General features: G+C 60.9%; 14 protein-coding genes and 1 pseudogene. 1 reads left to right on the forward strand and 14 read right to left on the reverse strand.

Annotated features, from left to right (window positions below; genetic code table 11):
- Positions 1-33: 33 nt before the first annotated feature.
- The 7 genes and pseudogenes from gabD to FRZ40_RS30280 all read right to left on the reverse strand — a co-directional run.
- Entirely contained in the window at positions 34-1,494 is a 1,461-nt protein-coding gene (gene gabD / locus FRZ40_RS30250) for an NADP-dependent succinate-semialdehyde dehydrogenase (RefSeq protein ID WP_147236562.1), read from the reverse strand.
- A gap of 52 nt (positions 1,495-1,546) precedes the next feature.
- Entirely contained in the window at positions 1,547-2,254 is a 708-nt protein-coding gene (locus tag FRZ40_RS30255) for a GntR family transcriptional regulator (protein WP_147236563.1), read from the reverse strand.
- 12 nt (positions 2,255-2,266) lie between these two features.
- Positions 2,267-3,352: an ABC transporter ATP-binding protein gene (locus FRZ40_RS30260; RefSeq protein ID WP_147236564.1), complete on the reverse strand. Its 1,086-nt coding sequence runs from the start codon at positions 3,350-3,352 to the stop codon at positions 2,267-2,269.
- A gap of 25 nt (positions 3,353-3,377) precedes the next feature.
- Complete coding sequence (locus FRZ40_RS30265; RefSeq protein WP_147236565.1) at positions 3,378-4,172, reverse strand: ABC transporter permease; 795 nt, start codon at positions 4,170-4,172, stop codon at positions 3,378-3,380.
- 1 nt (position 4,173) lies between these two features.
- A complete protein-coding gene (locus tag FRZ40_RS30270; protein ID WP_147236566.1) occupies positions 4,174-5,055 on the reverse strand; it encodes an ABC transporter permease in 882 nt (293 codons plus the stop codon).
- 80 nt (positions 5,056-5,135) lie between these two features.
- On the reverse strand, positions 5,136-6,167 hold the full coding sequence (locus tag FRZ40_RS30275; protein ID WP_147236567.1) for an ABC transporter substrate-binding protein: 1,032 nt from the start codon (positions 6,165-6,167) through the stop codon (positions 5,136-5,138).
- 132 nt (positions 6,168-6,299) lie between these two features.
- Positions 6,300-6,731: pseudogene (locus FRZ40_RS30280) on the reverse strand (flavin reductase); the annotation flags it as partial.
- 398 nt (positions 6,732-7,129) lie between these two features.
- On the opposite strand from FRZ40_RS30280, the gene FRZ40_RS30285 reads away from it, so the two are divergent.
- Positions 7,130-7,828, forward strand: coding sequence for a GntR family transcriptional regulator (locus tag FRZ40_RS30285; RefSeq protein ID WP_147236839.1), 699 nt, complete (start codon positions 7,130-7,132; stop codon positions 7,826-7,828).
- Between the two features lie 693 nt (positions 7,829-8,521).
- Here FRZ40_RS30285 and FRZ40_RS30290 read toward each other — a convergent pair.
- The 7 genes from FRZ40_RS30290 to FRZ40_RS30320 form a co-directional block, all read right to left on the reverse strand.
- Positions 8,522-9,076 (reverse strand): HAD domain-containing protein, encoded by a 555-nt coding sequence (locus FRZ40_RS30290; protein WP_158647043.1) that lies wholly within the window; start codon positions 9,074-9,076, stop codon positions 8,522-8,524.
- 197 nt (positions 9,077-9,273) lie between these two features.
- Positions 9,274-9,774 (reverse strand): HAD domain-containing protein, encoded by a 501-nt coding sequence (locus FRZ40_RS30295; protein ID WP_275671051.1) that lies wholly within the window; start codon positions 9,772-9,774, stop codon positions 9,274-9,276.
- 107 nt (positions 9,775-9,881) lie between these two features.
- A complete protein-coding gene (locus FRZ40_RS30300) occupies positions 9,882-10,931 on the reverse strand; it encodes a TniQ family protein (protein ID WP_147236568.1) in 1,050 nt (349 codons plus the stop codon).
- Between the two features lie 277 nt (positions 10,932-11,208).
- Entirely contained in the window at positions 11,209-12,627 is a 1,419-nt protein-coding gene (locus FRZ40_RS30305) for a TniQ family protein (RefSeq protein ID WP_147236569.1), read from the reverse strand.
- Positions 12,628-14,213: 1,586 nt separating this feature from the next.
- Complete coding sequence (locus tag FRZ40_RS30310) at positions 14,214-15,476, reverse strand: hypothetical protein (protein WP_147236570.1); 1,263 nt, start codon at positions 15,474-15,476, stop codon at positions 14,214-14,216.
- Positions 15,477-15,604: 128 nt separating this feature from the next.
- Entirely contained in the window at positions 15,605-16,657 is a 1,053-nt protein-coding gene (tssA, locus tag FRZ40_RS30315) for a type VI secretion system protein TssA (protein ID WP_338048173.1), read from the reverse strand.
- A 94-nt stretch (positions 16,658-16,751) separates the two neighbouring features.
- Positions 16,752-20,921: a type VI secretion system protein gene (locus FRZ40_RS30320; RefSeq protein WP_147236571.1), complete on the reverse strand. Its 4,170-nt coding sequence runs from the start codon at positions 20,919-20,921 to the stop codon at positions 16,752-16,754.
- Positions 20,922-20,941: the final 20 nt, after the last annotated feature.

The raw sequence follows: 20,941 nt of genomic DNA on the forward strand, positions 1-20,941 counted from the left end.
CAAGCGCCCTCTTTTGCACGGTGTTATGTCAGGTCAAACCGCCATGCAGAGATATTTGATGACGACGTAGTCGTCGATGCCGTAGTGCGAACCTTCACGCCCCATGCCCGACTGCTTCACGCCACCGAACGGCGCGACTTCATTGGAGATCAGCCCTGTGTTCACGCCGACCATCCCGTACTCCAATGCTTCCGCGACCTTCCAGACGCGCGCAAAGTCGCGGCTATAGAAATACGCGGCGAGACCGAACTCGGTGTCGTTCGCGAAGCGGATCACCTCGTCGTCGCAGCTGAATCTGAAGAGCGGCGCGAGCGGGCCGAACGTCTCGTCTTTCGCCACCTTCATTGCTGGCGTCACATCCCTCAGCACCGTGGGTTCGAAAAAGCCGTGGCCCAGCGCATGGCGTTTGCCGCCGGTGACGACGGACGCGCCTTTCGCGAGCGCATCGGCGATATGCGCTTCGACCTTCTGCACGGCTGCTTCGTTGATGAGCGGGCCTTGCGCGACATCGGGCTCGGTGCCACGTCCGACCTTCAGACGGCCGACAGCGGCAGCGAGCTTTTCCGCGAACTGGTCATACACGGCGTCGTGCACATAGAAGCGGTTCGTGCAGACACACGTTTGCCCGCTATTGCGATACTTCGATGCGATGGCGCCTTGCACGGCCGCGTCGATGTCCGCATCGTCGAACACGATGAACGGCGCATTGCCGCCGAGTTCCAGCGATACCTTTTTGACTGTCGCAGCACACTGGCTCATCAGCACGCGACCCACCTGGGTCGACCCCGTGAACGACAGTTTGCGCACGATGGGATTCGACGTCAGTTCGCCGCCGATCGCCTTCGGATCGCCCGTCACGACGCTGAACACGCCAGCCGGCACGCCCGCGCGTTCGGCCAGCACCGCCAGCGCCAACGCGGAGAACGGCGTCGCCTCGGCGGGCTTGACGACGATCGTGCAACCGGCCGCCAACGCGGGGCCGACCTTGCGCGTGATCATCGCAGCCGGGAAATTCCACGGCGTAATCGCGGCACACACGCCGACCGGCTCTTTCACCACGACAATGCGCTTGTCGCTCGCGGGCGTTGGAATCGTATCGCCGTACACGCGCTTGCCTTCTTCGGCGAACCATTCGAAGAACGACGCCGCATAGCCGATTTCACCGCGCGCCTCGGCGAGCGACTTGCCTTGCTCGGTCGACAGGATCAGCGCGAGGTCATCGGCGTTTTCCAGCATCAGATCGTGCCATTTGCGCAGAATCGCGCCGCGCTCTTTCGCGGTCTTCTTGCGCCACGCGGGCCAGGCCGCGTTCGCCGCGTCGATTGCCTGACGCGTTTCCGCCGCGCCCATCAAAGGAACATTGCCGACGATCGCGCCCGTCGCGGGATCGTTCACCTCGAACGACTCTGCGCTCAGAGCGTTCTGCCATTCGCCGTTGACGTAAGCCTGTTGTCGAAGCAGCAGCGGGTCCTTCAACCGGGTTCCCAATTCCATAGTCTTTCCTACAAGGGTTGCTAAATAAGTGTGGTGCGATGGGATGGCGACATCAGCCCGCGCGTTTCAGCGTCAGGTGTTGCTGTCCGTCGAGCAACAGGTTCCTCGCGATTTCCAGCACGCGGTTGATGTGGCTGATGGCAGCGTCGCGTGCGGCGGCCTCGTCCTTCGTCCTGATTGCGGCCAGCACCTCACGCATTTCCATCACCGCCTGGCTGCCCCGATCATTGGACGAGATGGTCAACGCTCGCAGACGGTTGATTCGCGCCATCAGCGACTGCACGATTTCCCATGCGACCTGTTTGTGTCCCGCCGTGAACATGCGCTCGTAAAAAGCTGTCGTGAGCGCCCGGACTTCGCGATAGTCCTGATCATGAAACGCTCGCTCGATGCGATCGATGCACGCTTCCAGTTCGTCGATGGTCTGCGCGTCGGCGTGCCGGGCACAGGCGGACGCCGCCTCGCCCTCCAGCAGCCCACGGATCTCGTAGATTTCGATTGCCGTGTCGATATCGAGCACGGCGACGATGGGCCCCTGATTCGGCAGGGTATCGACGAGCCCTTCCGTCTCCAGATGGCGCAGCACCTCGCGCACGACGGTGCGGCTCACGCCCAGTTCCGCGCACAGCGTGCGTTCGACCAGCCGGTCGCCCGGCTGGAACCGCGCGTCGAGAATCGCGCTGCGCATTTTCTCGAGCGCAAGCTCTCGGAGCGTCGTCGTTCGACGCTCGACTTTCAATGACGATGTCGGCTCGTCCATTGCTGTATCCCGTCAGGCCTGCGAGAACAGCCGCACATCGCGCGAGTCCCAGTGAACCCAGGCCTGCGTGCCGATGACGATTCCGCTGTCCCGATGATCGCCGGCGGGCATCCGCACCGACATCTCCTGTTCCCACGGTGTCATCACCGAGTAGTGCATCGCGTCGCCGAGATACGTGATGTCTCGCACTTTCACGGGCAAGCCTGCCGCGTTTTTCTCCGCTTCCGTCGCGCGAATGCGGATCTGCTCGGGGCGCACCATCAGCGTGCCGTCACCGCCAACGGGCAGCGCAGCATCGCCTGCGGCCACGACCTGATGCCCGCTCGGAAAGACGGCGCTCGCCTCAGCCGCGTCACGCGCGGTGATGCGCACGGGCAGGAAGTTCGAGTTGCCGATGAAGTTGGCGACGAAGCGCGAAGACGGATTCGCATAGAGTTCTTCGCCCGTGCCGCATTGCTCGATGCAGCCCTTGTTGAACACGGCGATGCGATCCGACAGACGCAGCGCCTCTTCCTGGTCGTGCGTCACATAGAGGATCGTCACGCCCGTCTCCTGATGGATGCGGCGCAGTTCGAGCTGAATCTCTTCGCGCAGCTTCTTGTCGAGCGCGGAAAGCGGCTCGTCCATCAGCAGCACGGGCGGGTCATACGCCAGCGCACGTGCGATGGCCACGCGCTGCTGCTGGCCGCCCGACAGCTGCGCGGGCATACGGTCGCGGAACTCCGACAGATGAACCAGCGCGAGCATCTGCTCGACCTTCTTTGCGATTTCGGCCTCGGGACGGCGGCGCACCCGCAACGGGAACGCCACGTTTTGCCCGACCGTCAAATGCGGAAACAGCGTATAGCGCTGGAACACCATCCCGATGTTGCGCTTGTTCGGCGCCACCGACAGCAGCGGTTTGCCGTCGAGCAGCACGCGGCCTTCGGTCGGCTCCTGGAAGCCTGCGACGATATAGAGCGTCGTGCTCTTGCCCGAACCCGACGGCCCGAGGAAGGTCATGAACTCGCCCTTGCGCACATCGAGCGAAACGTTGTCGATAGCGACGACGTCGTCGTAGGTCTTGCGCAGGCGCTGGATTTGCAGGAATGCGGTCATGTCATGTACCTCGCTGTTACATCGATTAGCGCGCGCGGCGCAGCACGGCGCCCGCCAGCATCAAAACGGTTGTCAGTCCCACGAGCAGCGAAGACGCTGCCGCAACGACGGGTGTCAGGTCCTGCCGCAGCGTCGCCCAGATGCGTACGGGCAGCGTCTGCAAGGTCGGGCTCGACATGAAGATCGAAACGACCACCTCGTCCCATGACGCGAGGAACGCGAAGATCGCTGCGGCGAACAGACCGAGCCGGATCGCGGGCAAGGTCACGCGCAGCTTCACTTCGAGCGGCGATGCCCCGCAGATCAACGCGGCGTCTTCGAGGGCGGTGTCGAAGCTCGACAGCGAGTTGCTGATGGAAATGATCGAGAACGGCAGCGCGATGATCAGATGCCCGATCACGAAGCCCGTCATCGTGCCGTTCAGGCCGATGCGCAGAAAGAACGCATACAGCGCGACGGCCAGCACCACGACAGGCAGCACCATCGGCGTGAGGAAAAACGCCTTCGCCACGTTGCGTCCCCGGAATTTGCCGCGCACCAGTGCAAGCGACGCGAGAAAGCCGATGAACACGGACAGCACCGTGACGATCACGGCGAGCTTCGCGCTCGTCAGCAGCGAATCGATCCAGCCCGGGTCAGTGAACAACTGGCGATACCACTCCAGCGTCCAGCCTGGCGGCGGAAAGATCAGCCATTGCGAGTTGCCGAACGACAAGGCGACGATGAACAGGATCGGCAGCAGAAGAAACAGCGCGACTGCCGCGCTAATTGCGAGCAGCGCCCAGCGCAGCGCGCCAAGACGATCGAAGTCGAGCAACATCTCAGAGACCTCCGCTAGTGGCGCGTGCGCCAGTGAAGCGCAGTTGCAGCGCGTAGAGGCCGAGCGTCACGGCGAGCAGCACGAGTGCGGCGGCGCCGGCGAGTCCCCAGTTCAGCAATTGCTGCACGAGTTGCGCGATCAGCTCCGCGAGCATCATGTATTGCGCGCCGCCGAGCAGTGCCGGGGTCACGAAATAGCCGAGCGCCATCACGAACACCATCAGCGCGCCCGATGCGATACCCGGCATCGCCAGCGGCACCAGGATGCGCCAGAAGGCCTGCCAGCGCCTCGCGCCGCAGACGGCGGCGGCGCGCAGCGTCGACGGGTCGATGCTGCGCAGCGTCGCGTGCAGCGGCATCACGAGAAACGGCAACATGATGTAGGTCATGCCGATCGTCACACCGACCAGGTTGTTGACGAGCGCCAGCGGCTCGCTGATCAGACCGATTGCCATCAGCATGCGGTTGATCGGGCCTGTCGCCTGAAGCAGAACCATCCAGGCAAACGTGCGTGCCAGCAGGTTGGTCCACATCGACAGCAGCAGGATCGAGAACAGCAGCGAAGTCAGGCGGCGCGGCGCAATCGCAAGCAGCCACGCAGTCGGAAAACCGATCGCGACGGTCACCAGCGTCACCACGGTCGCGACCAGGAACGTGTTGCCGAACACGCGCAGATAGGTCGACGAGCCCACCAGTTGCACGTAGTTTTGCAGCCCGGGGGTCGGCTCCAGCACGCTGCGCAGCAGGAGCGACAGCACCGGCAGCATGAAGAAGATCACAAGGAGAAGGAGGCCCGGTATCAGCAGGCGAAGGTTGCGCCAGTCGCGACGCTGGCGTGAGGGTGTCACCGGCGCATGCGCGACGGTAGTTAGAACGTTGGGCATCGTTTCTCCTGCATTTCTCGGATACTGCTACACGCTTTCGGCTTGGCCTTTGCTTCGGGGCATAACCATTACGCTGACGCTTATTTCGACTGCCATGCGTACCAGCGCTTGGCGATCGCGTCGCGGTTGTCCGCCCAGTACTTCATGTCAAGATTGATCTGCGAGGTCTTGTACTGGTCGGGCAGCGTCTTCGCGACAGCGGGCGGCATCAGCGCGGCCGACTTCACGTTGACCGGCGCATAGCCGGTGTTCTGCGCGAACTTTGCCTGCGCCTGAGCACTCGTTGCGGCAGCGAGGAACTTCATCGCTTCGGCCTTGTGCTTCGCGCCCTTCGGAATCACGAGCATATCGGCGGCCGTCAGGTTCTGGTTCCATGAAATGCCGACCGGCACGCCCGTCTGTTCGAGCGCATGCAGACGCCCATTCCAGAACATGCCGATCGGCGCTTCGCCCGAAGCCAGCAGTTGCTGTGATTGCGCGCCACCGCTCCACCACACGATGTCGCTCTTGATCGTGTCGAGCTTCTTGAAGGCGCGGTCGAGGTCGAGCGGATAGAGCTTGTCGGCCGGCACGCCGTCGGCCAGCAGCGCAATTTCGAGCACGCCAGGCGCTGACCACTTGTAGAACGTGCGCTTACCGGGGAATTTCTTGGTGTCGAACAGGTCGGCCCAGTTTTGCGGCTGCGCGCCCGTGTACTTCGACTTGTTGTAACCGAGCACGAACGAGTAATAGAAGCTGCCTACAGCAGCCGGCGTCGAAAAGCGCGGATCGAGTTCATCCTTCTTGACGACCGAATAATCGATTGGCTCAATCAGTCCGGCCTTTTGCGCGGCGTAGGCGAAGTCGCCTTCGACGTCGACGACGTCCCAGTTCACATTGCCACTGTCGACCATCGCCTTGAGCTTGCCGTAGTCGGTCGGACCGTCCATCAGCACGTTGATGCCCGTCGCCTGGGTGAAAGGCTGCGCCCAGTCCTTCTGCTGCGACGATTGTGTGGTGCCACCCCAGCTCGTGAAAACGATGGGATCAGCAGCGAGCGCCGACGTTGCAGTAAAGGCAGTGGCGCACAGCGCCATCAGCGGAGCAGTCTTCAGCGTACGTGTGAGGGTCATGTTGGTCTCCTTGGATTCGGTGCGGTATCGCGGCAATGAATGCTTGTGGTTGGTCGGAATCGTCTTTTTGCTTAGATGAGCGGTGCAAACGTCAGCGGCTTCCTGTTTTTCTCTCCGTGGGCGTGGCCGCAGTCAATGCACTGTTGCGAGCGCTTGGACGGTTCCCGCCTCCGCATCACCAACATAGATACCGAAAGCGTCTTCGCTGCGTTCACGTAGATAACGCTCAAGCATCGAACGCACAGTGTCATCGAGCAGTTCGCTCCACGGAATGCGGGACAGCGGGACGATGTGGATCGACATGTCCATCATCGCCGCGAGGCTGCTGTTCACGCGGCCCCGGTAGACCACGCTGACGCTCGCGGCCGGGCCCTCGCCCGATTCGAAGACCGCGAAAATGAAGTCGAGATGCGCCTTCAGGCCGAGCTTCGCCAGCACGCCGCGCAGGCTCCCCGCATCGCTCTCGGGTTGGAGCTTGACGCCCATCGGAAGCTGCAAACCGTCTTTCGTCTCGAGCAACACGAGGCCGTCGCGGTGTTCGAGAATCGCGCCGACGTGGGCGCGCGCGCCCGGCGCCGGATGAGAAGCTGGTTCGATGGTCTGCTCAGACATGGTGTTCTCCGATGTGCTGCACGTACGCCTGCTGCGTGGTCCGATCAAATCACTTTCGGCAGGATTATGGTATGCCATAGTATCGCCGAGCCAAAATAGTCAATATTATGGAATACCATAAGCTGACACCGATTTCTCTGATACCTGCCGGCGCACGATGTCCACGGGGCGAGCCCGCCCCGGCGCGTCGTTGAGTTCAGAGCGACTGCGCTGGCGCGCTGCGAAGAAGCCGACGCGCCTAAGAGGCGCCGGGCGATGGCAGGCCTTCACGGATGGGAGACAATACGGCCCTGTATGTTGCGTATCGGGCCAGCCCGTGCATTGCTATTTTTCGACCACTTCCTTTCAATATGTCAGACCTTAAAGTTGTCCGTGAGACCAAAACCCTTCGCGAACTGACGCTGGACAAGCTGCGCGACGCTATCGTGCGAGGCTACTTTCCGCCTGGCGCGCGTCTGGTCGAGCGAACCCTCTGCGACGAGTTGGGCGTGAGCCGGACGATTGTGCGCGAGGTGCTGCGACATCTTGAGACGGAAGGACTCGTCGACGTCGCAGCCCGACAGGGCCCCGTCGTCGCACGATTGAATCCCGCCCAGGTCAGTGAAATTTATGAACTACGCGGTCTGCTGGAAGCGAATGCTGCGCGCGCGTGTGCCGAGCGATCTACGCCCGAACTCGTGAAGCAGTTGCGAGGAATCCGCAAGAAAATCGAGGCCGCATTTCAGGCTGAAGACCTGTCGGCCGTGTTAGCCCACACAGAGCACTTCTACGACGCGCTGTTCGAAGGCGCGCAAAGGACTGTCTCGCTTGCGGTGGTGAAGACGCTGAACGCACGTATCAATCGCTTGCGGGCACTCACGATCGCCACACCCGGGCGAAGCACCGAATCGAATCGCGAGATGAACAGGATGCTCGACGCGATCGAGCGACATGACGGAGATGCGGCGTTTGCCGCCTCTATCGCGCATATCAGGCGTACGGGCGAACTCGCTCTTCTGGCGCTAGCCCAACGAGGCGAAGGCGAATATGAACCTGATGCGACGCTCTAAAGAGACCGCATTGCCATAGGCCGCGTAGAGTCTGTCCACTTGGTCCGCGAGCTCACCACCGGGTATGTCGAGATTTCAGACACGCGGCCGCACCCTCCCCGTTTGGGCGATCATCCGGTTGTTGAGAGGCGACGATCGTTTTCCCGTCGTGAAGCCGCCGCTAGTCATGGCGAGTAGTCCGCGATGTTGGGCAAAACTGCAAGCGATGGCGGCCGCAGGGGCGTGGAACCTTTGTGACTATTTCTCTCGCCGCCGACTGGACAAAATAACAAAATAAGCTGCTTCCCGGTTCGTATCGATCTTTGGCCGATTTAGAGCGCCCTGAGATCGTCTGGGCCGCTGCCGCGCCTGGCAAACAACCCACCTCCACCGCCCGAACGATCAGGTTCAGTTGGCGGCCCACTGCTTATCGAAAAGGCAGAGCGGCAAAGTTGTCCCCCAATAGTGCTAATGGAACCACGCCTCGGAGCAGGAGGCTACCATCCCTCGAAGTCGAGGGCAAACTGATGACTTGGATTCGCAACATACGCTCGACCTTCGCTCGATTCCGAGGAGATCGACCGAGCGGCTTCCTACAACGGACAGCATCCGGCCGCACCCGCCGCCGCACGCATTTGACCGGCCGCGCGGCGACGATGATCGCGATGACTTGCAAATCGCCAACGGACACCGGAGTCAAGCACAGGCGTCCGGTCATTCGTGCCCGTCCATTTCATACAGTTTCTCCTTCAATTCCGCCAGCGCCCCCGGCGCACTGATCCCCAGGATCGGGTCTGTGCGCACCAGACGGTCTTCACACCAACCCGGCCAGTTTTCAAAGTCATCGTCGAGCGCAAGCCATGCTTCCGGCTTACGGCGAAGCACATCGGACCACACCTGAAAACCTCGCGGCGCGTCGGCGAACGCGCTCAGGTCCATGCGACTGTGAAAGGTCGCGCCAACAACCCTTTCCCGCAACGCCGGAGTCAGTCCACGCGACACGCGGCGAATGCTTCCACGGTAACGCAGCACCCATGAGGTGCTGAGCACAATGCGCACACGCGGGTACGGGGCCAGCACATCGTCAAGCAACCGCGCATGTTCGAAAAGCCTGTGATCCGGATAACCAAAAATGAACGGCCCCGAGCCAGGCTTCTCGTATACGGCGTCGGGATGCAGGCAACCGTCCAGATCAAGATAAAGGACACGACCGCCCGTCCGACGCGGTGGCGGAACGCTATAGACGGGGCCCGGCAGTCCTGTCAGCATCGTGTGCGTTGCGTACCGGGTTCAGGTCGCAAATGTGATGGTTTTCGTACGAAGTCGAACGGGCCAGCGTGTTCTTCCATGGAGATTGATCTTCTTCAACAACGGCTCGTCGGCAAGGCCAAGAAGCTTAAACGGGTCGCGCCCGGCCCCGATGTGGTGCCTCGGGCTTGGACAAACAGCATTGGACGCGCAAAAAATCAGAACTCATTGACCAGCAGGTGGGCAAGCCTCAGGCTGAGGATTCGCTGTACGGCAACCGAACTCAACCCTGTGGCAGGCTCACATGCGATGAAACGTGCGTCTCTGCCGTGAGCGGCGAGGACACGTGGGTGATCATCTAGCGCCAACCATGCCTTGAGCCCCCTTCGTTCGACCTCGGCCAGTATTTCCTCCGACCGGGACGCCCCGTAGCATTCAACCACCCCGACAAACCGCGCAGCCAACGGGCCGAGCAGCTGGATAAGCGTAGTGTCATCGAAGAGCCGACGCCAGTCCGAGCTGACGATGATCCCGATCATAGGGTACGGCGCAAGCAACCGTTCGAGAATCGGGAGCCACACAAACAGACCCGGATTGTCGATCAGGCGGAAGTCCTCATCTATCGCCGGCAGACCAACTGGATGTAGCACGCCATCGAAGTCAAGAAAAACGACTGCTCTATCAGACAGACGTATAGGCCCTTCTACATTGTTCCTCAAACCCGTCGCAGCGGGTTCCCGTTCCCGTGCGAACTCGCCCCGTGCTCTTGAAATAGCTCACCGTTCACCGGTGTCGCATCCACGGCAGGATGCGCCGGATGCCGTATTCAACGTGCGCCTACTGATGACACGATTGGGTCGCCTTCGATCCAATGCCGGATGAGTGCAAGGGCCACCAGCGGTGCGCCAAACGCCCGGACGTTCAGCGGCGACCGGCTGGCTATTCGGTGCCCCGCCTCACGCAGGCGGCGGTTAGTGTCGTCGTGGACGCCACATTGCCTGAGAAGCTTGTGTATCGCGTTTCTGTACGCGCCAAGAGCCGAGCGACGCACATGGAACTCCGATCGCCGCATGATAGACGACCGGTATGGACGGATCTGCCAGATATATATTCCAACCGGCCGACCATCGCTCAATGCGAAGTCCTGGGACGGCGCTAGCTGGTCAACGAGTCGGTACACAAGGTGGTGGAAAGCGCCCTGCCTTTCCGGGCTCCAGTCCTTGGGAATGAGCAGCCACTTCACGAAGTCCAGCAGTTCGTGATTCTCCGTCACCCATCGTTCATAACGGTCCAGGCGCTCACAGATTGCACGGGACTGGTCGAGCAGGTCCAGGAACAACTCGAGGTTGGGCTCTGCGTCCGCAAGATATCCACCGCACGATTTGCAACAGAACGGCGCTGTGCGGCTATTCAGATATTCGGAAACCTGTTCGCACCGGACCCCACATGAGAAACATTGGGACATCAGAGGTGCACCATGCATTGGGCAGGTCCGCAATGGCAGAAACTGATGCCAGACACTGTGGTAACCACATTCGAGGCAGATGGGACAGTACCTCAAGTGATTGTCAAAAAGCATCTGGCGTGAAGGCACCCCCTCAATTCGGAGCTCGACGACTTCAGGGCACCTCCATCCGGTGGTACGTCTGAATTCATCCCAGTCAATCGCCTTGCCGCCCTCCCCAAAAAAATCCCGTATGTCGTTCGGATCGAGCACGTTGCGCCAGCAGAATCTCCAGAAAATCGTCAGCGCCGACTCATGCGGTAAAGGCCCCAGGTCTGTTCCCGCCCATTGGATCAACCGGTCGTCGTCGGGAAATATCGGCCGCAATCCGTTCATTTTGATCTCGTTAAGGCAAGCGTTGACGACGGTCATAACACAAGCTCGGCGAACATGTCGACCGCGCTCACTGCAGATCACGTCTCGCCCGGCATTTCCGAATAATTGTTATCATTTCCTGTCGCCGCCAAGATGTGGGATGTACTACTTACCAGAATGGCGATGAAGCGACCTGCCTGCCCGATAGCGTCGCCGCCTAGGCAGCTTGGGGCAAGAGCCTAACAGGAATTGAGATGGTTGCCTGCACCGGCGACGGTCCGAACGAATGAGGCCAATTTATGGACGGTTCGCGCAATTGCCACGGCCAATGCCCTCATGATCCGATTCGCGGCACGATCGGCGTATCGAGTGACTTTTCGTTCCCGTGCACAGTCAAGCGAGGGACACCCCTAGGTTGCGCGAGCCGGAAGTTTCGTTTGTGGTCGGACGGGAGCCCTTGATGGACCCGCAGCGGCGAGCTGGGCACCTGTGCCAGCGGGAATATTGCCATTCCAGTAATCCCGTCGCGCCGGCAGTTCTGAGCGAATCCGACGCCAGTTCCGGCAGCGAGGAGTACGCTTGCCGTTACATCCTCGTCAGAATGCGCGGTACGGGATGCCGCCTCCAGAAACGTGGCGTATAGCGCGCTGACATAGGCCTGAACCTCAATGCGCAGGTAGCGCCCGGTACCGCAATCCGGGAACGGCATGGGAAGTGAAAAGAATGCCTGCCTGGCGTCCGCACAGTTCGAAACGTTCCATCTTTCGCCTTCAATCCAATGGCGGGTTAATGCAATCGCAACCAACGACGCGCCGAGCGCTCCAATATTCAGGCTCTGCCTGCCAGCAATCCGGCAACCGGCATCCTGCAGACGGGTGACATCGTCGTGACAGACAATGTAGCGCTTCATCAGCTTGTGTATCGCGTTTCTGTAGGCACCGAGGGCTGACCACGACGTGAAGAGCTCTGCTCGCCGCCGCATCTCGCCATATCGGTATGGCCGGATATTCCAGTTAAATACCCCAACGGGGCGACCATCGCCGAACGAAAAATCAGCAGACGGCGCCATCTGGTCAATGAGGCGATATACGAGGAGTTTGAAAGCTGGTTCTGCGTTGGGGCGCCGCTCCTTGTAGTCCATCAACTGCTCCACCAGCGCTAACACCTCATGGTTCTCCGTAACCCATCCATCGTAGCGGTCCAGACGATCGCGGATTGCAGCAGACTGATCGCGCAGATCCAGGTGCAGATCGAGGTTCGGCTCGACTCCCGCCAGATATCCATTGCAGGTTTTGCAACGGAACGGCTTCGTGCGGTCGTTCAGATACTCAAACATCCACGTGGTCGGAAGCCGGCAATTGAAGCACCTGGACATCAGCCGGACATCGTGTATCGGGCAGCTTGGCAGCGGCCGGAACTGATGCCAGACGCTGTGATAGCCACACTCGAGGCAGATCGGACAGTACCGCAAGCAACTGTCAAAAAACATCTTGCGCGCAGGAAGTCTCTCGATCCGCAGCTCGGTATCTTCCGGGCACCACCAGCTGGCGATACGCTTAAATGCTCCCCAGTCAATCTGTTTGCGGCCATCGGCTAAAAAGGCGCGTATTTCTGGCGGACCAAGCACGTTGCGCCAGCCGAATCTCCACAGAATCGTCAACGCTGATTCATGCGGCAACGGGCTCAGATCTCTTCCCGCCCACTGCTTACCCCGTTTGACTTTATCAGCGACGTTCAGGCGCAGCTCATTCATCGGTATCTCAGGTATCGGCCCATGCGTGTACTCCATCAATGATACAGCCGAGTAGAACATGCGGGTAGCGCTCAATGAAGCGCGCATCTGACGCGGTGTTTCCTAGGGATTGTTGTAAATTCAGCCCCGAAAGAAAGCGTAACGCAGTGCTAACTTATGACTGAATGCCACCACGATGCGGCCTCGCTTCTCGGACCAGAGGGTGCACATCGCGTCGAGTGCGGATGCTACATCGGGGCCCGTTCTTTTTTCCTTCTCGGGAGATCCAGGACTTGAGCGCGCTTATGTGGTCGTGTTTTGCGTTTCACGCATGTGGCCCAAGCGAATTTATCGACTACGTTCTCGCTCATGCGATCGAGGCACGGTCCCTGGCGTTCGCAGTTATTGATGTTCACAGTCGTTGACAGGTTGGACCAGAGTTTCCGCGAACGTTGCAAATATCGAAACCTCTTTCGCGATTCGACGGGAGGCATTTTTGCGTTGGCGATACGTGTTTCGAAGCGTGCCGAGTCCAACCGCATCGGGACGATTTTCACCGCGGATGACACACAGACTCCCGTTCTTGTGTTTGCTACCGCATAGACTCAAACGTGCGCCTTGACTGAATTTCCATGAGGCCGGATGCGCTGACACGCCGGTGAAGAAGTCGCAGCCAATCCGATACAGACCTACACATGTACACACGGGAGTTCAGACATGAACCATCGATCGCTGTTCATGGGCATATTCCTCGTATCACTTTTCTCGGGCCATGCCCAAGCGCTCACAATCAGGATGACCATGTACGACGACGGCCGTTCGTGTCCAGCCAACTGCGACGCTCACGTCGTATTCGATAATGCCCTGAATGGAACCCAATATGCTCACCGTCCGGATGGGCGTGAATGATCCCCTCCAGATCTGCCTCCTTGAAATTCCCCACGCTACCGTTGAGTGCGATCCGCGTGAGTTGCGTCGCCGTCCCTGACGAGGGGATGAGAACGGGAGAGCCCCTTTGTGTCATCGCGATGGCGCTCCGCGAAAGAGTTTTGGTCAGATTCTGCGGCCGGATCATAGCGTGTCGGCGTTGAAATCCACGTGCGGTACCGATCAAACCTGCCGCGTCGCGATGCCGCTCGCCCAAGCCGTCATAGACAGACCCCTGATATCCATGAAAAGCGGATTTATGCCGCCCCGGTTCACGACATTTCCCAACGATTGTTGTCATCGCTCGACGCCCAGAGAAGGCCCGTGTCATTTCGAAACGATTTACGTCAAAAACGGGTAAAACGAGCGCTTTCGATTCACATCCCATTCAAGCGACGCGCTCGAATTTGAACGAAAAGTACCGGGGTTACCAAGGGAAGCCCTTGCTGGACAAGGCTCAGCAATCTAGGAATTTAGAAACAATTTCTGTAAATGCACTCTAGATGGATCAGAGCCGGTGGCAGCACCGTTGTCCAGAGACGAGTCATGGTCCAGGGACGTTTCAAATGACATCAGCATGCGTGATCTCTTTCCAAATATGAGCCGACCTGGCACAAGTGGCCTCTAGTCCGCGCCCCCGGCACTTCCAATGCGATTCTCCACGGTCCGACGACATCCCTCTACGCAAGCGGCGTGAGGTCGATTACCCCATGTCGCTCGCCCTCGTTGATTTCCGTGATGAAGCTATGCATCGCCGCCGCGTATCCGGGCCACAGGGAATATTCGAGTGCGGCCTGCCTCGCGCGAAATTCAATGATCGCTGCCTTGTTCTGGCGCCCCGCGTACATGACGGTATCCATCTTGTCGCCCAACCCCGCAAGCCCACGCAGACGATGACCGAGTTCGGGGTTGCTATCCGCCCACAAATCATTATCGTCGCCGCCTAACGGGTGCGCAGCCGCGCTCAGCAGGTCGTTGCCTTCCACCATCCCCTCCAGCCACTCCTTGCGGGTGATAGGTAGCGTCACTGGCGCAGTAGACAGATTTCCGCGGTCGGTGATCTTACGTTCGACGACCATTCCGTCCGGGTCGACCCCTGTCGCCGGCATGTTCGACATCCTCGACATCAGGTGCTTGCACACATACTCAACCCACTGCGCCTTGCCTGCATCGCCACCGTAGTGGACCTGTTCTTCTTGCGGCAGGTCCTTGAAGAGGGCTCCGAAGCTGGTGCGGGACATCAGAAGAAAAAGGTACTTCACTGCCCCTACGCCCTGCTGTGCTGGCGAGTAGCCGCGCCGGAGGTAGGTCATGATCATTGTCAGCAACCCGCGCATCTTCGCACTCGGCTCGTGATTGGGCCAGTTCGGGTCGTACATGTTCGTGTGGTCAAGGATGATGGGCTTGAGCAGGCCCGCATATCCCTGCGCACCACCGCCTTCGCCACCGAATATCACCTTCGCGAAATGCGAGTTTGGGTCGGCGAGCAGCCGCCAAAGCTTGCGCACACGTGCGAGCCGGATGCCGCCCGTCACTTGCGTGATCGCCTCGATTGGCTTCGCCCGCATGTCCTGCTTGATATGGATGATGAAGCGGTCGTTCGGCGCACGGAAAGTGCCAATCGGGAAATCAGCCGCCGTCAGAAAGCTTTGCATGTTGCGCTTGTTGAGCATGCCCACAAAACGCGTCAGGTCATTCATGACCTGCGTCAGTTGAATCGCTCCCGCCGCGTTCTCTTCCACCTCCTTTACCACCCATTCGATTTCTGTCCCGTCGACGGTCATCGACCAGCCCAGCCCGCCTCTCACGACGGCCGCCTTCGGATAGCTCGTGGTGTTCGCCGCAATCCACTGGTCGTTAATAGCGGTACCGTGGACGGGATTGACCCCATCGTTCAACTTGTAGATATCCCAGCCAGTCGCGAACTCGAATCCCACTGCCATCGCAGCCTCTCCATACCGCCCGCGCTACTGTGGGCGACGAATTGTTTCCAACGAATCTGGCGCTTTCAGACGACCTGCGCAGAATGTAACTCACGTGACGAGCGGCACGCCCGATGAACGTGAGCGGATTATTCGACTTCGAGCAACGCAAAGAACCGCGACATGTCGCCGTCAGTGCGTACGACTTCACGCATGAGTTCGGGCAACGACATCTGCCCCCAGGCCACCGCGCGTTTCAGCAGGAATGGCGTGGGGCTGTGTGGCTCATGTTCCGTCAGATACCGCGCCGCCAGCTCGATTAGCTGATACGCGTGAGCGCGGCTTTCGATGCCCGCAAAAGCCGGCTTCTCGCGCGACACAGCAGACTGCAATCCAACCGGTGCATCCTGCAACACATCACTCATCCCGTTCTCCCAGGACGGCAGCTCCGCCCTCGTATGCGCAACGTTGTCCAGCGGAATCGCCGGTACGTCCTGCTGTGGCGCCGACGGCGCCGCAGGCGTTGCACGATCACCTAGCAGGCTGGTTACGGCACGCGAAAGCCGCATTAATACGTCTGTCACACGCCCAAGATGCGGCGCATCGTGTTGCAGGAGTGTGTCGAGCAGACGTTCGAACCCGCGCCAATTCTCATGTGCGATCTCAAGCTGCTGATGCAGCCTCGTCAATGCAGTGAGGTTATTTCCTTGCGTGACATGTTTGTCGAGCAGGTCTCGCGTAAGTTCGGCACCGTCTTCATCACTGCCTTCCATGATGACGCGTTGCCATTCGTCCAGATTCACGTGTGCGGGTTCGCGTCCTTCGATGGTGAGGAGCGGCACATGCAAGGTCAGCACCAGGGCAAGCGTGTCGTTGAGCCAGACGAACGGCGCGACGCGCGCATCGGTGTCGCCGTCTTCGAGCGCGGGCCATGCGTTTTGCCAGTAATGCTCTGCGAGCATCGCCATTAACCGCGTGCCCGCCGTAAAACCTTCGATACGGTGCTGATGGGTCCACGCTTCGCATAGCCAGGCTGCAAGCTGAAAATCCTTGCTGCGCGTACAGAGTGCTTCCGTTGAAAGCGACGCGACGCGTTTCCAGTCAGCCTTGATCAGCGGACGTTCCCATTCACCCATCGGCACACTCGCATCGTCGTGCGTGCGGGCATCGCGAATCTGCTGATAGACAGGTTCATAGCGCAACGACACACCTGCACCGCCCCTTCCGGCACGGGCGCAAGCAGCGCCTCCAGATCGATTTCGAGGCCGTTAGCGACATCCATCGGATACGACTGTTTCATAACGCGGTCCAGTCCGGTGCGCGCACCGGGAAGCTGCCGGGCCACGGCAACGGTGTTTTCTTGCCGGCGGGCATCAGCGCGAGTCGCACGAAGACGCGTCCGTGCGCCTGCTTCGGCAACAGAGCGAGATTGGCAGGATCGACGGTGCCAAGCGGGAATTCGAACTTCAGCAACTGCGCGGTGCTGTCGCCGCGCGGGCTGGTATCGGCAACACGCTGGCGATTGATGAACGAGATCAGCGCCCACGGGTCGGAGAACTGCCATGTGAGTGTGCGGCCATCCGTCGACAGCGCACGCTGCTGCGGGTCGGCCGTCGCCGTCAGCGGCGAATCTTTCGCAAAACGCAGCACCAGCGAGACAGGCGTGCCGTAGTCCCAGTGCACCGTGTGCGGCGCGTCATTCATCGAAATGCTCTGCGAGCCGACTGTCAGCGTCCAGTCGATTACCTGGTTGGCCGCGATCTCGCCGCCACGATTGGCCCGAAACTCCACATTCAGGTCGTAACCGTTGGGCGCGCCGTCGTCGGATGGATACAGCGGCGCGAGCAGCGTTCTTACCTGATCGAAATTGTCGATGAACTGGCGCAGCTTGCCGCCCGCCACGCTCGCCTGCGCGGTGTTGGCACGCGTTGCATGGAACGCCTCCGACACGGGCGCATATCGTTTGAGCACCTGCCCGAGCTCGCCGAAATCGGCCGATACGGCGTCCGCACGCGTAGCGACATGAATCACGCTGCTGTTGTCGAAAGGTTGACGACCCGCCACGGTTTCGTTGAATGCAGAGGCAAAATTCGCCCACCGCTGGCGCAGGTCGAACACGTAAGACTCGCTGCAACGCGCAAGCAGCCGGTCATAGAGCCGCGCATGCAGGATCGCGAAGTAGTCGCCTTCACCATTCGTGGAAGGCCGCCCCGTGAACTTCGACATGCACCCTGCCGGACCCGGGTCTGCTGCCACGGACAGCGCGAACTGTTCGAGACGCAGCAGGCTGCTGTTCGGATTCTTGAGCTGATAACGTTCGAGATCACGATTGATGGCCTGCCAGCGCTGCACCAAAGGCGCGGTTGCGCTGCTCGCATCGAGCGGCGCCAGATACACGGAAGCCTGTTTGCCCAGGGACAACGCGCGCGCTGCCTGCTGGTCCAGATAAGGAGCGAGCGCGGCGGCATCGGCAACGCCGAACGCCGCGAGCACAGGCGAGCGTCCGCCGCGCACGCCATCGCCGCCATTATCCTGGCGCGTCATGTAAAGCTCCGACTGGGTAAGCGCATTGTCGACGCGCTGCAAATGCGCGATCGCGTCAGCCGACACGAGCATCTGCAGATCTTCCAGTTGCGCGCTTGCACCCAGCTCGGTCAGCAGCGCTTCGATGCGCGCAAGCCGCACGCGCGCGGCGTCGAACGCAGCGCTGTCCTGATCGCTTTGCGTGGTTGTCACCGTCGCCGCGGCCGCCGTCTGATCAAGGATCAGGCGCGCGAACTGAAGATCGAGCGCCTCTTCGATCGTGGGACGCATCGTTGCAGGCATGTTAGTCATGCCTTCGGCAAGGAAGCGCTTGCGCACGTCGCCCAGAGCCAGGGCCTGGTCGAGTTGCGCGCGATCCCAGACGATCGTCGAACCATCGGACAACGTAGGCAACTCGCGATTGCGTGGCGCAACCATGAACGGCTGGTTCAACAGGCTCGACAAACTGTCACGCATGGCGGCGCGATCGGGCGAGATGCTGTAGCGAGCATCCTTGTCGACCCAGACGATCCCGCTATTGGTACCACCAAAACGCAGCGCCAGTTCGCTGCGGAACGCCTGGAAGCCTGTATCGTCCCGTTGACGGATCTGTGTCGCGAGGTCCGCGCCAAGCAGGCGGCTCTGCGCGACGCGCATAAGCGTGCGGTCGTACGCCGGACCCGGCGTGAATTGCGCCTGATGCAGCCAGCTTCCCTTACCCGATGCGAGCAGATCGCGTTGCGCATCGATCCCCCCAACGACCGCCCGATAACCCGCCGTGAGTTTCGAGAAGTCGCCGGCGCCCGCGTCGGAGACGGAAAGCGCGTTGAGGTTATCCGTCACCGTGCGCTCGGCGACCAGCAGAGGATTGTTCGTGAACAGTCCGTTATCGACCTGCTGTGCGCCTTTGTCCAGCGTACAGCGCAGCGCCTGTTGCACGGACACGAGATCGATACCCGACGTGCGCGCGGCAGTCATTCCGTTCCGCTCGCGATAGAAGTACGGCAGGCTCCCGGATACGTTGCCCTGTAACTCCGCACCCAGCGCGTAGCGCACCACGAGGCGCAACGCGTCGGCGTTATCGGCGGCCGGATGCTGGAGCCGTTGCAGCGCCTGCAACGCGGCGTCGAACTGGTCGACGTTGCTTACGTAGAGCTGCAATGCGCGCATCGGCGGAAGATCGTCGACGGCAAGGCTCGGTGCAGCGCTGGCATCCGCACGCACGCCGCCTGGCGCCGCGCAGTCGTCGCCGGCAATCAGCTGTCCCGTGCTCGGATCGCGTCCCACGCCCGTCAGCTGACTCACCCGCGCATACATCTCCCGCTCGAGCGCGGCTACGGCGATTTCGCCGAATTCACGCTCGAAGCGCTCCTTCACGCGTGCGTTCAGGTCATCGACGATGCTCCAGGAGCCCGGCATGAAAACCGTCCACGCGCTGTCGGTTTTCAGGTTCTGATTCAGCACGATGAGCGCTAGCGCCTTGCGGCGATACCAGTCGGCAGGAAGTTCCTGGCCTTGCTGCGCAGCCGCGGCGCGCTCGCCCGCGTCACGGCGCAGTGAGCCGAGCGCGGCCATGAGTTCGCTATTGCGATGGCTTAGCTGCACGGTGGCGACGGCCAGACCAATGCCCCAGCCACCGAGCAGCGCAATGCTGCTCCAGCGCAGCGCGCGGCTCATCACGGGGCGTGTCAGATGCTGCGACCGCGACGGGCGCGTCAGCCCGTATTCGAGGAAAATTTTCTTCTCGAAGAGGTCGCGCAGGAACGCAGGCTGCAACATCAGGTCGTTGATTGCGCCGCCCGGCTCCTGGCGTCCATCGCCCATATTGGCGTCGGCGAGTTCATCTGCCGCGCCGTCGGTATACAACATGACACTGTCGCGTTGCGACCCGGCTGCCGGAGGCAATGCATCGAGTTGCGCCACCGATTGCCCGCCCTGCGTCACGCTCCACTGTGCAAACTCGCTCGCGTCACCTGTGAGGTAAATGCCACGGAAAAAGAACGGTTCGTGGTACGCGCTCGCGCGCAGCAACTCGTCGACATAGAGCTGCAGTTGCGCACGCATCGCGTCGATGCGTGAAGGCAGTTGCAGGAACTGCCGCGCGTCGAGGTGTGCCGAATCGAGTGCGAACAGTTCGGCGCTTGCATCCGAAACCGAACGCATCACGCTGTTCATTGCCGTGTCGACCCAGTCGGGCTGATAGGTCGTCGACAGATCGTATGGCGACGACCAGCCGAGCATGCTCGCCCGCATCGGTTCCGGCAGCGCACGCGCAAAGGTCGGGAAGCCGGGCAAGGCCTCGCAGCCGGTGATGACCACATAGACGGCGAAGCGCATCGCGAAACGGTTCTGTGCGAGCCAGAGACGGCGATGCGCGAGCTTCGCGTGGCGCACGAGTTCGAGGCGCGCGTCGGTGTTGTCGGCGAGCAGCGTGGCGGCCGGAACCGTGATCACGACGGAATCGAACGGCCGTTGCTGCCGATAGTTGCGGCACAGGCTGAGAAACTCATCCCACGGCTTGCCGTCGCCATCGTCATCCGGCGAGCCGAGATAGGCCGCCTTGATATCGACCACGATGCCGCGGTCGAAGAAATGCCACGAAATGCCCTGCGTCGCAGCGGGGCTCGCGGCGTCAGCGCCGAGTACGCTGGCCACGCCCGCCTGGGCGATCGGCAGTGGTCGCGGATCGTCTCCTTCGTTGAGGATCATGATCCACGGAATGTTGTACCGCTCCGCGCGCGTCGCGATATTGCCTTCGATCAGTTCGACTGCCTGGCGAAACGCGCTGCGCAGCGAGTCCGAGCGCAGACGCACGATCTTGCGCTCGGCTTGCGGCTTCGCGTGCGAACCGTGGACCGCGAAATACAGCACGGCGCCCAGCACGACGCATACGACGAGCGTGAGCAGCGCGATCGAAAGCAGAAACAGGTTGCTCGTCAGCATGGGCGCACTCCCACACATAA

Origin of the sequence: Paraburkholderia azotifigens, assembly GCF_007995085.1 — a bacterium.
GTDB classification, from domain to species: Bacteria; Pseudomonadota; Gammaproteobacteria; order Burkholderiales; family Burkholderiaceae; genus Paraburkholderia; species Paraburkholderia azotifigens.